Source organism: Planctopirus limnophila DSM 3776 (assembly GCF_000092105.1).
Taxonomy (GTDB): domain Bacteria; phylum Planctomycetota; class Planctomycetia; order Planctomycetales; family Planctomycetaceae; genus Planctopirus; species Planctopirus limnophila.
Map to the genome: position 1 here is coordinate 1 of NC_014148.1, position 18,074 is coordinate 18,074.

The window sequence follows — 18,074 nt, forward strand, 5'->3', positions numbered from 1 at the left end:
CTTTTGAACATTGTCTGTCGGTCGAAATGAGTTCATTTTTGGCAGCGCTCGGCGGGCAAAACATGAGTTTTCCTGTGGAATCCGGACTGTTCTGCACGAGGCTGCGAGTTGCCAATTTTTTATGAACCCTTTGGGTTTGACTCCCCGCTGGCGGGGGGTAGCATCGCACCTGCTTTGAATGATTCAGGGCGGGTGGAGATCAGTCTTCTCGATTGCTCAACACTTTGTTCGAAGTCAGATTAACAAGTTCATTGGTTGTGGTGATGGCATGTCATCAGGGGGCCTCCTGGCTCTGTGATAAGTCGTAGACTGCAGGCCAGTTCGCCGCACGAAATGCAACCTGTTTGTTTGAATTCGTATTCGTTCATGGTTCAACCATGAGAAGTTTTCTGAATCATCGAGGCCCCTGACTCTTTGCCAGTGGTTCTTACGGAATATGCAACCGGAAGAAGCACTTCAGCGAGTCAGGAATCCACGAGTCCCCCACAATCCACGGCGGCCTGCTCTTTCCCCTTTTCAAGCCTGACTTTCTCACAGTTGATGGAATCTATTCCATCCAGCCGTCTGAAAGTACGTCCTGACAAAGTGGCACGGGCATGGGAGGGTCTGCACGATGCAACCCGGCATGATGCTGGCGAACCCCGGAATCAATCATGATGAACGAGATCAACAACAGACAGTTCAGGCTCCCGCCGCCCAGGTACGAGGCGTGCCACAGCTCATATCTCAGAACGCCGATGGACAGATTGAATCTGATGTTCAGACCGCTGCTGAGCGGGCACGGCTCAATGAGGGTCTCGTCAGGCAGAATGCTCTGACTGGACACCTTCCAGCAGAGCGTTTTCCAGTACAGCGTCATCCAGTACAGCATGCCGGGAAACAGCACTCTCTTCCCACGAGAGCCAAACTTCCGCAGGAAGCGGCTTCCTTAGGATCTGTCCTGATTAAGGCAGGTCTTTGTCACGCCACTTCCAGCCGAACGAACGGATCGCTGCAATCAGCAGATGACCGCGATGTCTCTGTTTCGTCGATCGTTGCGAACCAGGCGCCTGTGAAACGATCCGCCGCCACGGCCAGTGTTTCGCCGGACCTGACAAAGGGGGCACCGGATTCTGCCAAAGCATTATTGTTCAATACGGCACCAATATCTGATGTAGGGGCCTTGCAGATCTTTCAAGAAGCATTGATCGAGGCCATTGGGTCATCTCGATATGAGATGCTCTTTGCTCGAAAAGTCACTTTCGACTGGCAGCAAGTGGCGGCCACAACGTCTCATCATCAGGCGGGGCGACTGGTACTGCGAATTGAAGACGAGTTCTTACGAAACTGGCTGAGGCGCGAATACCATCCCCTGCTGGAGCGACTGGCTCGTGAGTGTCTGCAGGGAAGTACGATTTTATTCAGTGAAGATGCGTCACTTGGTCAAAGCGTATCCTCTGCGAAGATCACACCATCTCACACGACGGATCACCAAACAACGATATCACGGAATCCCTCTGAAAAGATTTCCACAACAAATACTGGAGTGATTGCACAGCTTCCCGCACAGAATCACATGCCTTCTCGGAACCCGAGAAAGTCGGCTGTCTCTGACTTGAAGTTGGGAGCCACAATCTCCACAATCCCCTCCCCGGACCAACCGGCTGAGCATCATGCAGCAGATCAGTCTTCTGGTGCTGCTGAACAGCGTATTGATAGACAGTGTGCCAACAAACCAGGTGCCAACAAATCGTCGAGAGTTCTTCCAGTCAGTGATTTTCCGGGAGCCAATCTCGACGTGATGCAATCTGAATCTGCCCATAATCCTGCTTCCCAGAACCTGCCACTGGCTGCCACGCCCTTGGCCAAAAGCCAATTGGCGGCTGGGAATAAAGTCGCTGATGATCAGGTTGTCGCCAGCGCAGCAGGCAGAAATCCGCTGGTCTCTCAGATGGCAGGTCCTCGCCGGGGGGCATATGTCGCATCGACGGCCTTCGGATCAACGAACCAAGTGCCAACGGCCCAGGCGCCAACAAACCAGGCGTCTGGTTTCTCCTCAGCATCTCACGAATCTCGTTCCAATTCAGGAGCGGCATCTCATCATTCAGCTCCGGCTCATCTGGGGAGAACAAACGCTGCGAAAATGTCGCGTCGCCCGATGGAACTGAGTGATCTCGTCGTCGGTACAGGGAATGAACTGGCTCTGGCAGCGGCCCGCAAAGTTTGCGACGAAGTACCGGCTCCATTCAATCCACTCTATCTGTTTGGAAACGTGGGAATTGGCAAGACCCACCTGCTGGAAGGAATTTCCCGGCAATTGCGCAGGCAGCATCCCGGGCTCAATGTACTGATGATGACCGCCGAACAGTTCGCCAACTGTTTTACCCAGGCACTGCGTGACAAAACGTTGCCTTCATTCCGGCAGAAGTTTCGCAATGTCGATGCTCTCCTCATTGATGATGTGGATTTTCTCGATAATACGCGGGTGATACGCGAAGAGTTTCTACATACATTTACCGAACTCGCAGAACGTGGACGGGCGATTGTGCTGACGGCTGATCGGCACCCTAAACTCCTCTCGAAACTGGGGGATGAACTGGTCACTCGGTTCATGTCAGGGCTGATCTGTCGAGTGGAAGCACCTGATCAGGCCACGCGTGAACGGATTGTGCAGATGAAAGCGGCCCGTATGGGTACCGATATCAGTGAAGAAGCACTGATGTGGGTGGCGCAAAAATTCCGCAACAATGTGCGGGAACTCGAAGGGGCTCTCAACTGCCTCCACACGTGGTACACAATGAGCGAACGGCGGGTCGGTCTGGCCACGGCACGGCAGATTCTGGCCGACCTTGAGCGTGATTGTCTGAAGATCGTCAGGCTGACCGATATCGAGCAGACGATCTGTACGCTCTTTGGCGTGCGGCCTCGTGAACTGAAATCATCCAGCCGGGCCCGCACAGTGAGTCAGCCGCGAATGCTCGCGATGTTTCTGGCAAGAAAACATACGCAGTCAGCTTATCAGGAAATTGGCCAGCATTTTGGCGGGCGGAATCACAGCACCGTGATGGCTGCCGAGAAAAAAGTGGGCGAATGGCTCGATTCGAACAGCGAGCTTCATCTGGGTGGACGAGACTGGAACATTCGCGAACTGATGGACACCCTCGAACAACAGCTTCTGGCCAGTTGAACGCTTTTGCATCCATCCCGAATCATTCACTTGAAGTCAGAGAGTTGTTCAACTCTGGATCTGCTGCAACTTCAGTCGAGACCTCTGCAGCTTCTTCGCGGTACAGAGGTAGCACGACACAAAAGGTGCTGCCGCGACCCAGTTCTGTGGAGACATCGATCTTTCCACCATGCAGCTCGACAATCTCTCGGCAGATGGCCAGGCCCAGGCCATGGCCTGTCGAACCTGACGCCGAACGAGCGGCATCCGCCCGGAAGAATCTTTCAAATAAATGAGAACGTTCTTCAGCCGACATCCCACGTCCGGTGTCCACGACGGAGATGCGGGCCGAGTCTGTATCCGAGGTAAGAGTGACGAAGATCATCCCCTCGGGAGCATTGTATTCAATCGCGTTGTTGAGCAGGTTCGTAACGACCTGACCCAGAAACACAGCATCACCAAAAACAGTGGCCGAAGTGAGCTGCGCCGCCAGCTTTAACTGGCTGGTTTCGGCTTTGGGTTTGATCGACTCAATCGCATGTTCCACGACCGGCAACAGATCGATGGGCTGACAATTGAGTTGTAATCGACCCGAATCGGCTCTCGCCAGAGCCAGCAGACTTTCCACCAGAGTGCGCATGCGGGAAGCAGAGCGACCACAGGCACTCAGTGCCTGACGATATTCCTGTGCAGAGCGTTCGCGAGCCAGTGCATGTTCCGTTTGTGCCAGGACCACAGCAATCGGCGTCCGCAATTCGTGCGAGGCATCCGAAGTAAATCGAACCTGCCGTTCAAAGCCGGCCTGCAATCGATCAAAGGTGGCATTCAGGACTTCGGCCAGTGCCTGGAGTTCCGTTTTCAGTGGGGCCACGTCAATCCGTTGATTGAGTGTGCTGGCGGTCAGTTTATCGACCGTCTTGGAGATATCGTCGAGCGGGGAAAGCACGCGCCTGGCCAGCAGCCATGTCCCGGCAATACCGATGATCAGCGAAAGGAGCGCGATCAAGCCGGTTCGCAGCAGCAGACGCTGCAAGTCATCCCATTCGCGCTGAATCCACCGGCCCACGACAATCGAACGCGACCGGCTGGGATCGAAAATTTTCACTTCCCAGCGACCATTCACTGAGCGGGATTGGGTCGGATCGTGAATGGCGGCTGGGCCTCGCAGTTTCGATTCAGGAAAAGGAGCCAGTGCATCTTCGGGCAGATCAAATGACCGATCGATGATCTCACCAGTATCTTCCCGGCGGATAAAAAAATACATCCGCTCAGGGGGGCCACGACGATCAAAGTCGGGCGGCCCGCCATTCCTCTGAAAAGGCTCTCCCGGTGGAAAATCATTCCTTCCCCCTCCCCGTGGATTGGGTCCATTGCGATCATTTCTTCTCTCGGGTTGCTCCAAGGGAATTTGGTCGGCCAGGAGTAGCTGAGGCGGATTCCCTGCCTCTCGACCGGCTTCCAGTGGATTTCGCTCAGGAGGGTTCGTGCCGGGAGGGCCTGGTTCGCCAATCGGCCGATCCCGTTCAAATCCATCACGCCCATGGCGATCTCGATCACCTCGATTTCCTCCATCGGTTGTGGGAAATCGATTGCCAAATCGGCCATTGGCCAGCACCGAGAAGCCAAACGATCTCAGCTCACTTTCGATGCGTTCGATTGTTAATCGTCGATTGGTTTCGTACAGCACTACGGCGAAGAAGAGCAGCACTGCGCCCAGCAAAAGCGTGACCCAGACGACGAGACTGCCGCGAATCGACCGCGAAGCGAACTTGTTCCATAAGTTGGGAATGCTGAGCCATCGTTTGGAAGTCAATTCGACCACAACAGATTATCCAGCGCAGAATTTTTGAGACCCGGGCCTTGAGAACAATCGTCGTTTACGAAGCAGAATCGTGGGATGCATCATCCACCAGTTCTGCAGAAGATGCCTGACTATGAATGATGTACCCCAAGCCACGACGGGTCTCAATCACATCACGGCCAAGTTTCCGCCTGAGATTCGAGATATGCACATCCAGCAGGTTCGAGAGAGATTCGTCATTTTCATCGAAGATGTGATCGTACAAATCGGTACGGGGAACGACACGACCCCTATGCAGTGCCAGATATTCAAAAATCGAGTATTCGCGAGCTGTCAGCACAATCTCGACATCGTCCCGGAAGACTTTGCGATGAATGAGATTGATCGTCACTCCCTGACCCAGTTCGAGCAATGATTCGGATTCACCGGCTGCCCGCCGGATTAACGCCCGCAGTCTGGCCAGAAGTTCGCCACGATCAAAAGGCTTCACGAGGTAATCATCGGCCCCCTGATCGAGACCTTGCACTCGATCAGCCACACCATCACGGGCTGTGAGCATGAGCACGGGTGTTGATTTCTTCGTGCGAAGTTGTTTCAGCAGATCAAAACCGGACAGCCGGGGGAGCATCCAATCAAGCACAATGACATCGTATTCCCAGACAAGTGCACGATGCAGCCCCGATTCACCATCGGCAGCCGTATCTACGGCGTACCCTTCATCTTCCAGCATTCCTCGAAGTGCAAACAGCAGATCTGGCTGATCTTCAACAATCAAGGCACGCATGCGGCGATAACTTCCTGGCTGGTCATGGATGTGTTGCAGAGGTTCCCTTGGGCGGGTGACAGAAAAACTGCTGGCGACACGCGGAAAGTGGCCGCCAGCAGTTCTTGATCAACACCCATCAGCCGGCAAACTGTTGAACCAATGCAACATGGCATCCAGATAAAGTGAACGATTCCCACCCACCGACATTCTGGCATCGGCTGTCACTCCTTCGAGAAACGATTTCCTTCAGGGTGGATGTCTGGCATGACAGTGGGCTGGAATAGTGGGCCTGGTTAGCGTTTTTTCAGTTCAGCAACTTCTTTTCGCAGAAGTTCGATCTGTTCGAGCAGTTCTGCGGTGGATGGACCGGGTCGCTCGGGACGTCTCACTTCCGGACCACCATCACGAGGGCCGGGACGTTCTTCGCGCGGTCCACCTTCCCGTGGACCACGGGGTGGGCCACCGGCTTCATCGCGAGGCCCTGGCCAACGTCCTTCGGGGCCACGTCCTTCGGGGCCACGTCCTTCGGGCCCACGTCCTTCGGGCCCGCCATCACGTGGGCCACGAGGAGGGCCATCCATTTCACCACGCGGTCCCGGCCCACGTCCATCAGGCCCGCGACCCTCAGGCCCACGTCCTTCCGGGCCACGTCCTTCGGGCCCACGTCCTTCGGGCCCGCCATCACGTGGGCCACGAGGAGGGCCATCCATTTCAGCACGCGGTCCCGGCCCACGTCCATCAGGCCCGCGACCCTCAGGCCCACGTCCTTCCGGGCCTCTTCCTTCCGGTCCACGACCTGGAGGACCAGGAGGTGTTGGGGGATGTGGTAACTGAATGGTTTCACCATCACCAGGAGTCAGAGCACGAGCCAGGACCAGCTCCGTTCCTCGTGGTGTGCGTTCTTTGTGTCCATCGACCTTGAGCAGCGTCCCGACTGCCAGACGCTCCTTCAGTCGATTTCCCACATGCGGCGGGAAGGCAATGCGAGTCCCATCATTGAGGATCACGCCATCAACGTCGCCATGAATGTTTTCCGAAATCCGGGCCACTTCGCCTTTGACAGTGACGGCCTCTCCCTGTGGCCTGTGCGGCCCTTCCGGACCCCTGCCTTCGGGGCCTCGTCCCTCTGGTCCACGTCCTTCTGGCCCTCTGCCCTCTGGTCCCCTGCCTTCAGGTCCGCGTCCTTCAGGACGTTCACCGCGGGGCCGTTCTGGCCCGCCACGTTCTGGCCCGCCACGTTCCGGACGTGGTCGATCAGGATTGTCACCTTCCGGGCGAGGGCGTCCTGGACGATCTCCAGCAGGACGATCACCGGCGGGACGTGGATCATCGCCGGGTGGTTGAGCCCAGACATTCGAAACGCCTGTCAGCGGTAGACTAACTGCCAAGCCTGTCAGCAATAGAATTGAAGCTGCCCATTTTCTCATCGGATGTTTCTCCAGGAATCAATCGGAGGGGTCATCTTTCCTCAACACCAAAGTTGAGCGGAGGTGTTGGTGAAAAACTTCACTAATCAACCTCAATTGCCAGAATCACAAAACTCTGACAAAGGGCACCCGTCGCCCCAACGGAAATAGAGGATAGCTGTCGATCCTGAAGCCTGAATGAAGCTCCCGCACGATCTGGTGCGATGGGTTTGTTTGTCGTAAATCGTCAAGAGAGTTGTTGACTTTGAGGTCTACAAACCTGAGGATTCTCCAAGCACAGCGAATCAGAAACTTTGTGCCGGCACTTCGTTGTACTACCCGCCAGCTGCTTAAGCGGTTGTCATCCGACAACTCTGCCCGCCCGTAAAATGAACACCCCGCCATCACCTCTGGAGACACAGTACATGACTTCGCCATCCATGAATCCATCGGTTCGATCTTCCCGACGCCAGTTTCTCGGGGTGTCTGCCGCCTTGGCAGCGGGTTGTTTTGTCACCGCCCGCCCGGCTTTCTCAGCCTCTCGCTCTGCGAATGAAAAGCTCAATATCGCCGTCATTGGCCCGGGCGGACGCGGGCACGAGAACCTCATGGGTGTCTCCAGTGAAAACATCGTCGCGATTGTCGATGCCGACTTCCGTCGCGCTGCTAAAGCCTTCGAACTCTTCCCGAATGCCAAGAAGTTTTCCGACTATCGAAAACTCTTTGATACGCCCGATTTCTTCGACGCAGTGGTGGTGAGCACACCCGACCATACACATGCAGCACCCACCTCGATTGCCATGAAGCAAGGCAAGCACGTCTACACAGAAAAGCCGTTAACCCACTCGTTGTTTGAAGCCCGCTCTTTGCAGGAGACGGCTACCGCCGCCAAAGTCGCCACACAAATGGGAACGCAGATTCATGCCGGTGAAAACTACAGGCGTGTGGTCGAAATCATCCGCAGTGGTGCCATTGGCCCGGTGACCGAAGTGCATGTCTGGGTGGGTAAGGGCTGGGGTGGTGGAGAACTTCCCCAAGAGTTTCCGCCTGTTCCCGAAGGGCTCGATTGGAACTCGTGGGTCGGACCGGCACCTTTCCGAGAATTCCACCCCACTTATGTTCCAGCGAACTGGCGCCGCTGGTGGGATTTTGGTAACGGCACGCTCGGCGATATGGGCTGCCATTACATGGATCTTCCCTTCTGGGCACTGGGGCTGAAGCACCCGACAAAGATCACAGCCGAAGGACCAGCGCTGAATTTGCAGACAGCACCGATTGGCATGACAGCCGAGTATGAATTCCCTGCGGTAGGCAGTCAGCCCGCCTGCAAACTCAAGTGGTACGACGGCACGATGACGCCTAAGGAAGTTCGTGGTCGTAAAGTGCCTGGTTCGGGTGTGATGTTTGTGGGAAGTGAAGGGGAGATGTTCGCCGATTACGGCAGTTACAAGCTTTATCCCGAAGAGAAGTTTGCCGATTTCAAACCCCCCGCACCCACAATCCCTCGCTCCATTGGACATCATCAGGAATGGATCAGGGCCTGTAAAACGGGCGAGCCAACAACCTGCTCGTTCGATTACTCCGGGCCACTGACAGAGACCGTCTTGCTGGGCTGCCTCGCTTATCGCATGCAGAAGCCCATTGCCTGGGATGCCGTCAATCTCAAGTGCCCCGGCACCCCAGAAGCCGACGCCATCATCAACCGCCCTTACCGCGAAGGCTGGACGCTGTAAACGGATGGTGATGATCAGTGCAATTCGAGAGAGGCCCGGCCTGATTGGTCGGGCCTCTCTGTCTTTTGACTGTATGACTGCAACCCGGCCACATGGGTCGAGTTCTTTCCATTTGTGAATCTGGTCACGGTTGAGCAGGTGGACAGACTCGTGACCGCTGAGCATTCAATTCCACAAAGTGTTGCCATTGTGCGGGCACATTGTCTTCGTGGAAAATCGCCGAGACGGGACATTCGCTGACGCACGCATCACAATCAATGCATTCTTCCGGGTTGATGTAGACCATTTCCGCATCTTCATGGAAACAGTCGCATGGGCAAACCACAAGGCAGGCTTTGTCTTTGCAACCTCTGCAAGGTTCAGTCACTACCATCGTCATGGGGAGTTTCTCCGATTCGAACTTCGGGACTTGGAAGCCGTCTGCTCAGGAGATGAGAAACTGGACGAAAAAGCGGACATGCCTGAACCAGAAAATCTGAAAATCGATCTACACGATCAATCTGGTGTGGAACTGGTCAAACTTTGGGCTTCAGGGAATCAAGACGCTGCGCAAATACTGGTTGCGCGGTATCAGATTCGACTTATGGCCATGATCAGTGCTCGCTTATCGGCGCAGTATCGCCATCGAATCGCGACAGAAGATGTTGTGCAGTCAGCACTGGTGAGTTTCTTCCGTACGGCTCGCCATCAAACAGAACGTTCAGTCATTCCGACATCAACGAAATCTGTCTGGGATCTTCTCGCTCTCTTCGCCCGCCGCAAGTTATCCCGAGCGATCGAACGAGAAAGCGCCAGCAAAAGAGGTGGTCACTGGAAGCGATACTCATTAGAGCAGTTCGAACACAGTTTCCCAGTTTCGCCCGGTTCTCAGGAACTTGAGGAACTGCTGATTGATCTCCGCTCACAGTTGGACGATAGCCAATCACAGCTTCTTGAACTTCTCCTGCAAAATGCGACTCAGAAAGAAATTGCACAGCAATGCGCTGTCGATGAGAGGACCATTCGCCGGCGCTTAATGGCTTTGCGGAACCTGATCGCCGAACAGTGGGCAGGTGAGTTTTCATTCCCCACCAAAGAACTACGATTCAGTCCAACGATTTCGCTACCTCAGATCACCTATGGACAATTTGTACTTGGAAAGCTGGTCGGGAGAGGGGCTCTTGGAAAAGTTTATCGAGCCAGATGGCAGCCACACGGTCAATTGATGGCTGTGAAATTCATGCACCGCGATCTATGGAAACAACCTGAGTCGCAGGATTCCTTTCTCCGGGAAATTGATCTCGCTTCAAAGATTCATCATCCGGGCATCATCAGATATCTTGGCTGGGGAAGGTCTCCTCACGGCGGGCCCTATCTTTTAAGCGAATACATTGATGGTTCCGCATTGACGAAGTGCTCAATCGCTGATGCTCCAACTCGATGGAAGCGGTTCATTGACATTTGCGACGCAATGGCAGCAGCTCATCAGTCAGGTGTCATTCATGGTGATCTCACACCCGCCAACATCCTGATTGCGCATGATGGTCGTGTCGTTGTCACTGATTTCGGGTTTGCCACGCAAAGCTATTCAAAAACAGAGAACGATCACGCAGACTTAAACTTCATCTCGCCCGGCGGAACAATTGGTTTTGCTGCACCTGAGCAGATTTCGACCGCCTTTGGAAACATCAGCCCAGCGACAGACATCTATGCCCTCGGGGCTCTCGCGTTCTATCTACTTTTTGGCAGGGGGCCACACCAGAAAATCGAGCAATCGATTGTCGATACGCTTGATGAAGAAAATGTCGTCATTAAGGAAACACAAACCACTGCCGAAGAAACCAGGTTGGCGAAAGTCGTCAACCGAGCACTCAAGAAAGCCGTCAGGGATCGCCCTCAGTCGATTGCTGAACTCCTCGATGGCATGAGAGGTTAGAGCTCATCATTGACCTCCCGCTCAAGACTTTGTGGCGGGTGGTTTCGTCTGAGACCATTAAGGCCTTTGCCGAGCCTGTGTCGAAAACGAAGCACGTCTGAGTAAGTGCGGTCTGCGGGGGCGTCTTTGGATGGCGCGGTGAATCGACTCTTCGCACAATTCTCCCAAAGACCAACCGGCTTGCTGAGCCGCCTTGGGGACGAGGCTGTGATCGGTTAATCCGGGAATGGTGTTGATTTCAAGAACCCAGGGGTTCCCTTCCGAATCGAGCATCAGATCGACCCGGGAGATTCCAGTCACACCCAGAGCATGGACGGCTCCCCGGCAGGCAGTTTCCAGCTTCTGTCGGCATGTTGCCGGGAGAGGTTTATCGAAGATGTAACGTGTGTGGTCGTCTTCGTATTTCGCGACCCAGTCGAAAAACTCGCGGTCTGTCTCGATACAGATCGGTGGCAAGATCTCGTCGTCATGCAGTCCGACAGTCCATTCGCTGCCCACAATTGCCGCTTCCATAATGAGGGCCTCGTCGTAATGGCGTGCCCTTTCATAAGCGGATTGAAGTTGCTCTGGCTGGCGGACAATCGAGACGCCCAGGCTCGAGCCTTGCGATGCGGGTTTAATGACCACAGGCCAGCCCAGTTCCTTTGCTTTCATCAGCAAACTGTCGAAAGACTCGTGAGGTGAAAGTTCGCACCATGCGGGAGTCGGCACCTGCATGCGATCAAAATTCTGTTTGGCAATGCGTTTATCAAACGCTAAACGGGAAGCCTGACTGCTGCTCCCCGTGTAAGGAATTCCGGATTCTTCGAGCAATGTCTGCACACCGCCGTCTTCGCCAAACCGTCCATGCAGGGCGATAAAGACTGCATCAAACCCATTCCAATCCATTCCCTTGAGTGAAACGATGGCGGGGTCGATCGGCAGTATGAAATGGCCACGCTCCTGCAAAGCCTGACAAACGGCCTGGCCACTTCTGAGACTGATTGACCGCTCGTCAGAATCACCACCGGCCAGCAAGGCAATGTTCCATCGCGGTGGATTGGTGGCAGCAGACTGTATGTTCCCGCGTGACATTCCCAGCACCTTGCGGAAAGAATCGTGTCGATCAGATCACTTGACTCACGGATCACATGGCGACGGTTATCAGCGAATCGCCCGTTTCTTTAAGTATTTCTCGAGTGCGTAATGGCCCGCTTCTGTCTGTCGAACGACGAGTGCTCCGGTTGATTGAAACACACGGATACTGCCACTGTTGGGGCCTTTCCATGATTTCGGCTGGACACTGGCCTGAATCTCACTGACCAGTGCATCGAAATCGGGTTGGCCATTCACCAGCGGAGCAAGCTCTCCCGCGGGATAGGTCTTCACGAAGTAATCTTCAGGTTTTGGCCGGAGTTGCTCTGCATGGCCGATCAACACGATTTCATGTTTGACGGCGTAGGCCAGTTCAGCCGCTGCGACAAGTTGTTCGATCACTTCATCGGCGGGTTGATTGGCAATGTTCAACGTGACGGTGTCGTCAAGCTTTGGCCGGGAAGAAACCAGTGCCGCAGGGTCGATGACAATATTCACTCCGGCTTCTTCAGCCACTTTGCGGAGAGCCGAGCGGCGGGTTTCGTTGGTAAGGCTGACAGTGATCTTTTTCGACAGGCGATCAAGAACTGTTTCGGAAGTGATCACCGGTTCGGTTTGGCCCGCTGGAGCACGACTGCCCGAATTCACGCTGGAGGCGGAACTTCCCATCGCGTTGTTGGAAGTTAGTGAGGTCGAAGCCAGTGGTGCCACCTGATCATTGGGAATGAAAGCCCTGGGGCGACTATTGGCAGCGGTGGCCGGAGAAGGTGGCAGATCAGAGAGATCGGGAAACGCGAGATTTTTGGCCTGATTACGTTCTGTTTCGAGACTGGTATTGGCATCAAGAGTCGGGGCACCACCAATTTGAGGCATGGCGGCGTATTGCTCAGCCGTCCCACCCAGCGATCGGGGAGCCTGAGCGGTTCCCGCAGGTGCAGCAGTTACTGCAGGTGGTATGGCGGCTGGCAATGTCGAAACTTCAGCGGGGCGATTGAATGAGTTGGAAACCGCGACAGTGAACTCAAAGCGTTGGCCATCGGGCTTCTCGGTGACAAAGCCAGAGGGGGTTCCTGTTGTTTGAATGCGGGGCGTCGCCACAACAGTTTGTACGCCCTGCTCATCCACCTCAATGACCTGGACCTGAAAGATGTAATGGCGGGTTTTTGCGGGAGTCGTCGGCGCTGCACCCGAGGCGGTGATGATTGTTGCCGGCTGGGGAATCAACGATTCGTGGCCCATGAGACGACGGGGTGCTGAGCTGTTGTTCTCGATACTTAATGCCGAGACGGGAGGCTCGTGACTCGGAATCTGCTCCTGAGCACACAGACCGGGAAGCTGCTGGAAGACGATCGCACCCGACAGGCTGGCCGCCAACAGGCTGGCTGCCCATCGGCCCATGCAGAGGTCAACCCAATGCTGAGCCATGGCTGAGGTGATTGCCATCCATGGTTGGGAAACTCCCATACCGACTCCTCCCTGAGTCTTTGTTCTCTCGAACCTGAGTCTTTTATTCTCGCGAACCCGAGTCTAAATTGTTCCCATGCTGGCAAACTTCATGTTGGCACAGCGATTTCCGCTCACTATGTGTTCTGGCCTGAAGTCTTCCAACCTGAGCTGTACGTTAAACGCTCATTCTCGGCAAAGTCTGACTGCTCAATCGTAGAGGCAGAGCAGTGGCAGAATCTGCCGAAACAAATCTCTCGACGAAGAATGGTCGTCAATGTCAGGCAACCGACAGGCGTATTCAAACTGCTGATGAAAACATACGCCTGTCCACGCATCGACTGCTAAAGCCACGAAGATTTACCAGATTTGGATTTCTGACTCCAGATCGACTGCAAACTGTTCAGAAATCTTGCTTCGTACCAGATCCATCAGTCGCAGGACGTCTGCGGAGGAGGCATTTCCATTCGAGACGATAAAGTTGGCGTGCCGCTCGCTGATTTCGGCTCCACCGACACGAGTTCCCTTCAGGTTGGCTTGTTCAATCAATGAACCCGCCGAAAGACCGCGTGGATTCTTAAAGATACAGCCTGCCGATTGAGCCGCGAGTGGTTGAGATGATTTTTTCATAATCCACGTTTTTCGCAGGCGGCGGACAATCTCATCCGGGGCATCGGCAATGAGCTGGAACGTGGCTTCGAGAATGATGAGTTCCGTAAGATTGCTCTGACGATAGCCAAAAGAGAGTTCATCGTCCGAGCGGTCGATGATTTCACCGTCGATCGTCAGCACTTTGACTGAACTGACATACTGGCCGATATCGCCATTGCGGCCACCGGCATTACCACGCAGAGCGCCGCCAATTGTTCCCGGAATTCCCGCGAGATTTTCAAACCCGGCAAGGCTGGCTTTGACGGCCTGCGAAATGGCATTGGAGAGCAGTGCTCCACCACCAGCGACCAGCGTTGTGCCTTCGATTTTAATGTGCTGGAAAGCTTCATGTGTGAGCTTGATCACTGCTCCACTGACGCCTTCATCCCGTACGAGAAGATTCGAGCCACCGCCGAGAACACGGACTGTGATCTGCTGGGCAGCACAGGCTTTGACCACAGCGACGAGTTCTTCGACGCTACGCGGTTCGAGAAAGTACTGCACCGGGCCACCCAGTTTCATCCAGGTGTAAGGAGCCAGTGGCTCGTCGCGTTTGAGAATGTCGTGGAATTCTTCGAGAAAGCTCATAGTGAATCCGGTCGATATGGCCAGCGCCCGCAGTAATCAGCACATCGATTGTGCCCGCCTTATGCTCTACGGATGACCGCAGATGGTCAAGTGTGCCGCAGACTTCCGTAGGAATTCCTGCCGAACGGACACGTTGGGCAAGGTCTTGAATCAAAGTGTGCTTAAGTGCGGAATTGCCTTCTCTGGCTGCAAAAACCGGGGCAATGAACACCTGATCTGCCAGAGCCAGTGACTGAGCAAACTCGGGGAGCAGTGCCTGCAGGCGGGAAACCTGATGAGGTTCAAAAGCGAGAGCGATTCTCCGGGAGCCGAAGATCTGCCGGGCAGTTCGCAAAGTTTCGATGACAGCCGTCGGATGGTGTGCGTAGTCGTCGATCAGGTGGATACCACGCCAGAGGCCCTTCCATTCGAACCGTCGGCGAATCCCTTGAAAGCTGGCAAGTGCCTGGATGCGATGCGGTAGTGGACAACCCGTCTGCTCAGTGAGAGCCAGTGCTGCCAGTGCGTTGAGAATGTTGTGCCTGCCGGGAATCTGTAATTGGACGCTCGCCCGGTGTTTTCCGCAATAAAACAACTCAAACCGACTCTTGGCACCAAGTCGTTGAATCTGGCGAGCCTGCCAGTGAGGGTATTTTGCATTCCCCATCGAGAGGCCGAACGTTTCGACTTGTGCTTGCGCGTTCTCGGCCGCCTGAAGTGCCATTGGAGAATCCGCCGCTGTGACGAGCCTGCCATCTGGCTTCACACGGGCAGCAAATTTCGAAAAAGCATCGCCAAATTCGGCCTCGCTGGCAAAACAATCGAAGTGATCGGGCTCACAAGAAAGTATTGCTGCAAGTTCGGGTTCGTAAGCGAGGAAATGCTGGCGGTACTCGCAAGCCTCAGCGACCAGCCAGTCCCCTTCAACATAACTGCCAGATCTATGCAAGGTGGCCATGGCCTGATCAGGCTTTGATAGAGGTAGAGGTGCGATCAGTTCTCCACCCATAATGAAGGATGCTCGCCATGGATGATTAGTATTTACGATTGAATCTGTAATCTCAGGTGCCAGCGAACTGGAGAGCATCCAGGCAACCATGGCTGTGGTGGTGCTTTTCCCGTGAGTACCGGCAATGCACAGGCTGCGACTGGAGTTGATGAGGTGAGCGAGCGCAATGTGGTAAGGGATAGCCGGGATCCCGGCCAGCCGGGCGGCCTGCAAGCCGGCATCCGCTGGCGGAATTGCGGCACTGTGAATGATTAGATCAGGGACAGCAGCGATTGATTGACGGAGCCTGTTTTCCGGATTGGAAGTGAGTCGCGACAATTCGGGAAAGGAAAAGCCAGACTCTAGCGCAGTAGCGTCTGGCGAATGAATGGCAGCCCGGGGCAAGTTTTTCTGGCGGGTATAAACCAGACCTCGTGGAAACAGTTCACTCAGCCCGGCTGTCGGCAGTTGCTCATCGGTACCGGTCACACAAAAACCCCGGGCCAGCAGATACTCTGCCAACGAGCGCAAACCACTGCCGCAAACACCGATCAGGTGAATCCAGACTGGCGAACCATGCTTTCCCCATGGATTCGCCAGAAGTTTCTCGGTGATGTGCGATGAATTGGTCAAAAAGTGTTACCAGGCCCACTCGCGGGCAGACATTTTGGAAACGGCCTGAAAGATTGCGACGCTGCTAAGAGAATTACTAAGTGAGAGCCACGATCAGCATTTGACTCATGACATCGTTCGGTCCGGGGAATGAACAGATGTGAGCATGAACAATGAGTTATGCACCATGGGCGGCCCGATTGGGTTATCGATGAAAAATGAGATTTTGGCTAGGTCGAACAACTGAGGAAATGGCAACAAGGCGAAAGGGTCGTCTGTATCTCTCAAGTCTCTAAATAATAAATAGTTACAGTTCCTTTTTTGTGCTGGGGTGACCGATGGGCAGAGATTTGAAGTGCTGAAGAGATGAGCCAGGTGTTCGGTGAAAACCGGATCGAAGAAATTGTTTGCAAATACCCGTCCTCAATTCGAACTCAATGGCTGGAAAAAGCCCTCTTTACTGTATACGTTTCAACACTTACTTTTGTGTGATTTCATGGAAGGCCCTGCTCATGGCCCTTGAGTCTCCGCTTCAACTCACTCCGCTGGATGCATTGGCTGAGGCCGCCGAGTGCCTCAAGATTGTGGCCCATCCTCATCGCCTGCGGATTCTGCAAATGCTTTTGCAGAAAGATTTTACGGTGAGCGAACTGGCCCAGGCGTGTGATTTGCCCAGTGCGATGGCCTCGGAACATCTGCGGTTGATGCAAAGGTGTGGTTTTCTGACGAGTGAAAAATCGGGGCGCAAAGTGTTTTATCACGTCATCGAGCCACACTTGAAAGACCTGTTGAAATGTGTTGAAGGCCGCTTCGGCGTCTCCGAGACCATTCTTTCGGCGGAATAGCATGGGCGGGGAAATGACGACCTGCTCTGCATGAAAATCCCGGACTGATTCGCCATACTCCCGCAACCAGGTTTTCAATTGCGGAGAGATAGACTCATGGCGAACAGCGATCAAGCCCCCGAAGAGATTTCGAGAACGGCACTTCTGGAAGAACTCCGCTGGAAGAAGTTTCCGGTCCTCGATGACGGGTTTGTGTGCCTTGTCGATGTGATGGGCGACGATTCCTCGATTGTGCAGGCCGCCCGCGTGAGCTATGGCGAAGGAACCAAGCGGGTTTCAGACGACCGGACTCTAATTCGTTACCTCATGCGACACCGCCACTCGACACCGTTCGAAATGGCTGAAGTGAAACTGCTGGTGCGAGTCCCGATGGATTGCTGGAGACAGTGGATCCGTCATCGGACAGCCAATGTCAACGAATACAGCACAAGATATTCGGTCGCGATTGATTCGGCCCAGAGCACACCCATTGGTGAATGGCGGAGCCAGTCGACCTCCAACCGGCAGGGGAGCGCGGGCTTTCTGCCGAACGAAATCGGGGCGGAACTCACCGCCGCCGAAGAACGTTTCCAGACTGCGGCTCGTGAGCTCTACGAATCCCGGCTCGCCCAGGGTGTCGCCCGCGAGCAGGCCCGCAAAGATCTGCCGCTCTGCACTTACACCGAGGCCTACTGGAAAGTCGATCTGCACAATCTGCTGGGCTTTCTTTCATTACGCATGGATTCTCATGCACAGTATGAAATCCGGACTTTTGCCAAAACGATTGGCGAGCAGATTATTCGGCCGCTCTTTCCTGTGGCATGGGAAGCATTTCTCGACTATCGCTTTGAGGGGATGTTCCTCAGTCGTTTGGAAGTGGGGATGATTCAGCGGTTAGCCGAACGGGCCAGTGCCATGAAGTTAGTCCCTCCCTATTCACAAGCAGATTTTTTGGCCGTGCAGGATCCTACATGGGCCGGATTAACACGCAGCCGAGAGCGTGATGAATGCCTCGAAAAACTGGTCGAGATGGGGATTGTCCAACCGGCGGTTGAGTAGAGAGATGTAGGGCAGGCTCCTGCATGCCGGTCAAGTTGATCAAGAAAAGCAGGGTGCATGCCAATCCACCAATTCTCACTTCCCTCACGT

General features: G+C 54.6%; 13 protein-coding genes. 5 read left to right on the forward strand and 8 right to left on the reverse strand.

Translation table 11 applies throughout. The features are described 5' to 3' along the window. Window positions 1-613: 613 nt before the first annotated feature. Complete coding sequence (locus PLIM_RS22070; protein ID WP_013108285.1) at window positions 614-3,166, forward strand: chromosomal replication initiator protein DnaA; 2,553 nt, start codon at window positions 614-616, stop codon at window positions 3,164-3,166. Between the two features lie 22 nt (window positions 3,167-3,188). Here PLIM_RS22070 and PLIM_RS22075 read toward each other — a convergent pair whose 3' ends face one another. The 3 genes from PLIM_RS22075 to PLIM_RS24310 all read right to left on the reverse strand — a co-directional run bounded on the left by PLIM_RS22075 (window position 3,189) and on the right by PLIM_RS24310 (window position 7,139). Further along, window positions 3,189-4,967: a sensor histidine kinase gene (locus PLIM_RS22075; RefSeq protein WP_013108286.1), complete on the reverse strand. Its 1,779-nt coding sequence runs from the start codon at window positions 4,965-4,967 to the stop codon at window positions 3,189-3,191. A 55-nt stretch (window positions 4,968-5,022) separates the two neighbouring features. Then, entirely contained in the window at window positions 5,023-5,730 is a 708-nt protein-coding gene (locus PLIM_RS00025; protein ID WP_013108287.1) for a response regulator transcription factor, read from the reverse strand. A gap of 275 nt (window positions 5,731-6,005) precedes the next feature. Further along, window positions 6,006-7,139, reverse strand: a complete 1,134-nt coding sequence (locus PLIM_RS24310) for an OB-fold tRNA/helicase-type nucleic acid binding-protein (RefSeq protein WP_013108289.1) — start codon at window positions 7,137-7,139, stop codon at window positions 6,006-6,008. A 404-nt stretch (window positions 7,140-7,543) separates the two neighbouring features. Here PLIM_RS24310 and PLIM_RS00045 point away from each other — a divergent pair, with 404 nt between their 5' ends. Further along, window positions 7,544-8,851, forward strand: a complete 1,308-nt coding sequence (locus tag PLIM_RS00045; RefSeq protein WP_013108290.1) for a Gfo/Idh/MocA family protein — start codon at window positions 7,544-7,546, stop codon at window positions 8,849-8,851. Between the two features lie 124 nt (window positions 8,852-8,975). Here PLIM_RS00045 and PLIM_RS24930 read toward each other — a convergent pair whose 3' ends face one another. Further along, a complete protein-coding gene (locus tag PLIM_RS24930) occupies window positions 8,976-9,230 on the reverse strand; it encodes an indolepyruvate ferredoxin oxidoreductase subunit alpha (RefSeq protein WP_013108291.1) in 255 nt (84 codons plus the stop codon). Window positions 9,231-9,308: 78 nt separating this feature from the next. On the opposite strand from PLIM_RS24930, the gene PLIM_RS22080 reads away from it, so the two are divergent. After that, window positions 9,309-10,766, forward strand: coding sequence for a protein kinase domain-containing protein (locus tag PLIM_RS22080; RefSeq protein WP_196349501.1), 1,458 nt, complete (start codon window positions 9,309-9,311; stop codon window positions 10,764-10,766). A 57-nt stretch (window positions 10,767-10,823) separates the two neighbouring features. Here PLIM_RS22080 and PLIM_RS00055 read toward each other — a convergent pair whose 3' ends face one another. The 4 genes from PLIM_RS00055 to PLIM_RS00070 form a co-directional block, all read right to left on the reverse strand. Then, window positions 10,824-11,840 carry a D-alanine--D-alanine ligase family protein gene (locus tag PLIM_RS00055; RefSeq protein WP_013108293.1) on the reverse strand — a complete coding sequence of 339 codons (1,017 nt, stop codon included), beginning with the start codon at window positions 11,838-11,840 and terminating at the stop codon, window positions 10,824-10,826. A gap of 69 nt (window positions 11,841-11,909) precedes the next feature. Continuing rightward, on the reverse strand, window positions 11,910-13,304 hold the full coding sequence (locus tag PLIM_RS00060) for a hypothetical protein (RefSeq protein ID WP_013108294.1): 1,395 nt from the start codon (window positions 13,302-13,304) through the stop codon (window positions 11,910-11,912). A 339-nt stretch (window positions 13,305-13,643) separates the two neighbouring features. Beyond that, window positions 13,644-14,522, reverse strand: a complete 879-nt coding sequence (gene murB, locus PLIM_RS00065; protein WP_013108295.1) for a UDP-N-acetylmuramate dehydrogenase — start codon at window positions 14,520-14,522, stop codon at window positions 13,644-13,646. Then, window positions 14,413-16,122 (reverse strand): UDP-N-acetylmuramate--L-alanine ligase, encoded by a 1,710-nt coding sequence (locus PLIM_RS00070; protein WP_013108296.1) that lies wholly within the window; start codon window positions 16,120-16,122, stop codon window positions 14,413-14,415. Before PLIM_RS00070 ends, murB begins: the two co-directional genes overlap by 110 nt. Window positions 16,123-16,613: 491 nt before the next feature. On the opposite strand from PLIM_RS00070, the gene PLIM_RS00075 reads away from it, so the two are divergent. Together PLIM_RS00075 and thyX are read left to right on the forward strand one after the other, a co-directional pair. Next, complete coding sequence (locus PLIM_RS00075) at window positions 16,614-16,946, forward strand: ArsR/SmtB family transcription factor (RefSeq protein WP_013108297.1); 333 nt, start codon at window positions 16,614-16,616, stop codon at window positions 16,944-16,946. Between the two features lie 96 nt (window positions 16,947-17,042). Beyond that, window positions 17,043-17,984: an FAD-dependent thymidylate synthase gene (gene thyX, locus PLIM_RS00080; RefSeq protein ID WP_013108298.1), complete on the forward strand. Its 942-nt coding sequence runs from the start codon at window positions 17,043-17,045 to the stop codon at window positions 17,982-17,984. Window positions 17,985-18,074: the final 90 nt, after the last annotated feature.

What these genes read in the sequence shown, in the direction of transcription:
- PLIM_RS24930 (WP_013108291.1), bottom strand. Translation starts at nt 9,230, where the DNA reads ATGACGATGGTAGTGACTGAACCTTGCAGAGGTTGCAAAGACAAAGCC.
- PLIM_RS00075 (WP_013108297.1), top strand. Translation starts at nt 16,614, where the DNA reads ATGGCCCTTGAGTCTCCGCTTCAACTCACTCCGCTGGATGCATTGGCT.
- PLIM_RS00025 (WP_013108287.1), bottom strand. Translation starts at nt 5,730, where the DNA reads ATGCGTGCCTTGATTGTTGAAGATCAGCCAGATCTGCTGTTTGCACTT.
- PLIM_RS22070 (WP_013108285.1), top strand. Translation starts at nt 614, where the DNA reads ATGCAACCCGGCATGATGCTGGCGAACCCCGGAATCAATCATGATGAA.
- PLIM_RS00045 (WP_013108290.1), top strand. Translation starts at nt 7,544, where the DNA reads ATGACTTCGCCATCCATGAATCCATCGGTTCGATCTTCCCGACGCCAG.
- murB (WP_013108295.1), bottom strand. Translation starts at nt 14,522, where the DNA reads ATGAGCTTTCTCGAAGAATTCCACGACATTCTCAAACGCGACGAGCCA.
- thyX (WP_013108298.1), top strand. Translation starts at nt 17,043, where the DNA reads ATGGCGAACAGCGATCAAGCCCCCGAAGAGATTTCGAGAACGGCACTT.
- PLIM_RS00055 (WP_013108293.1), bottom strand. Translation starts at nt 11,840, where the DNA reads ATGTCACGCGGGAACATACAGTCTGCTGCCACCAATCCACCGCGATGG.
- PLIM_RS22080 (WP_196349501.1), top strand. Translation starts at nt 9,309, where the DNA reads ATGCCTGAACCAGAAAATCTGAAAATCGATCTACACGATCAATCTGGT.
- PLIM_RS24310 (WP_013108289.1), bottom strand. Translation starts at nt 7,139, where the DNA reads ATGAGAAAATGGGCAGCTTCAATTCTATTGCTGACAGGCTTGGCAGTT.
- PLIM_RS00060 (WP_013108294.1), bottom strand. Translation starts at nt 13,304, where the DNA reads ATGGGAGTTTCCCAACCATGGATGGCAATCACCTCAGCCATGGCTCAG.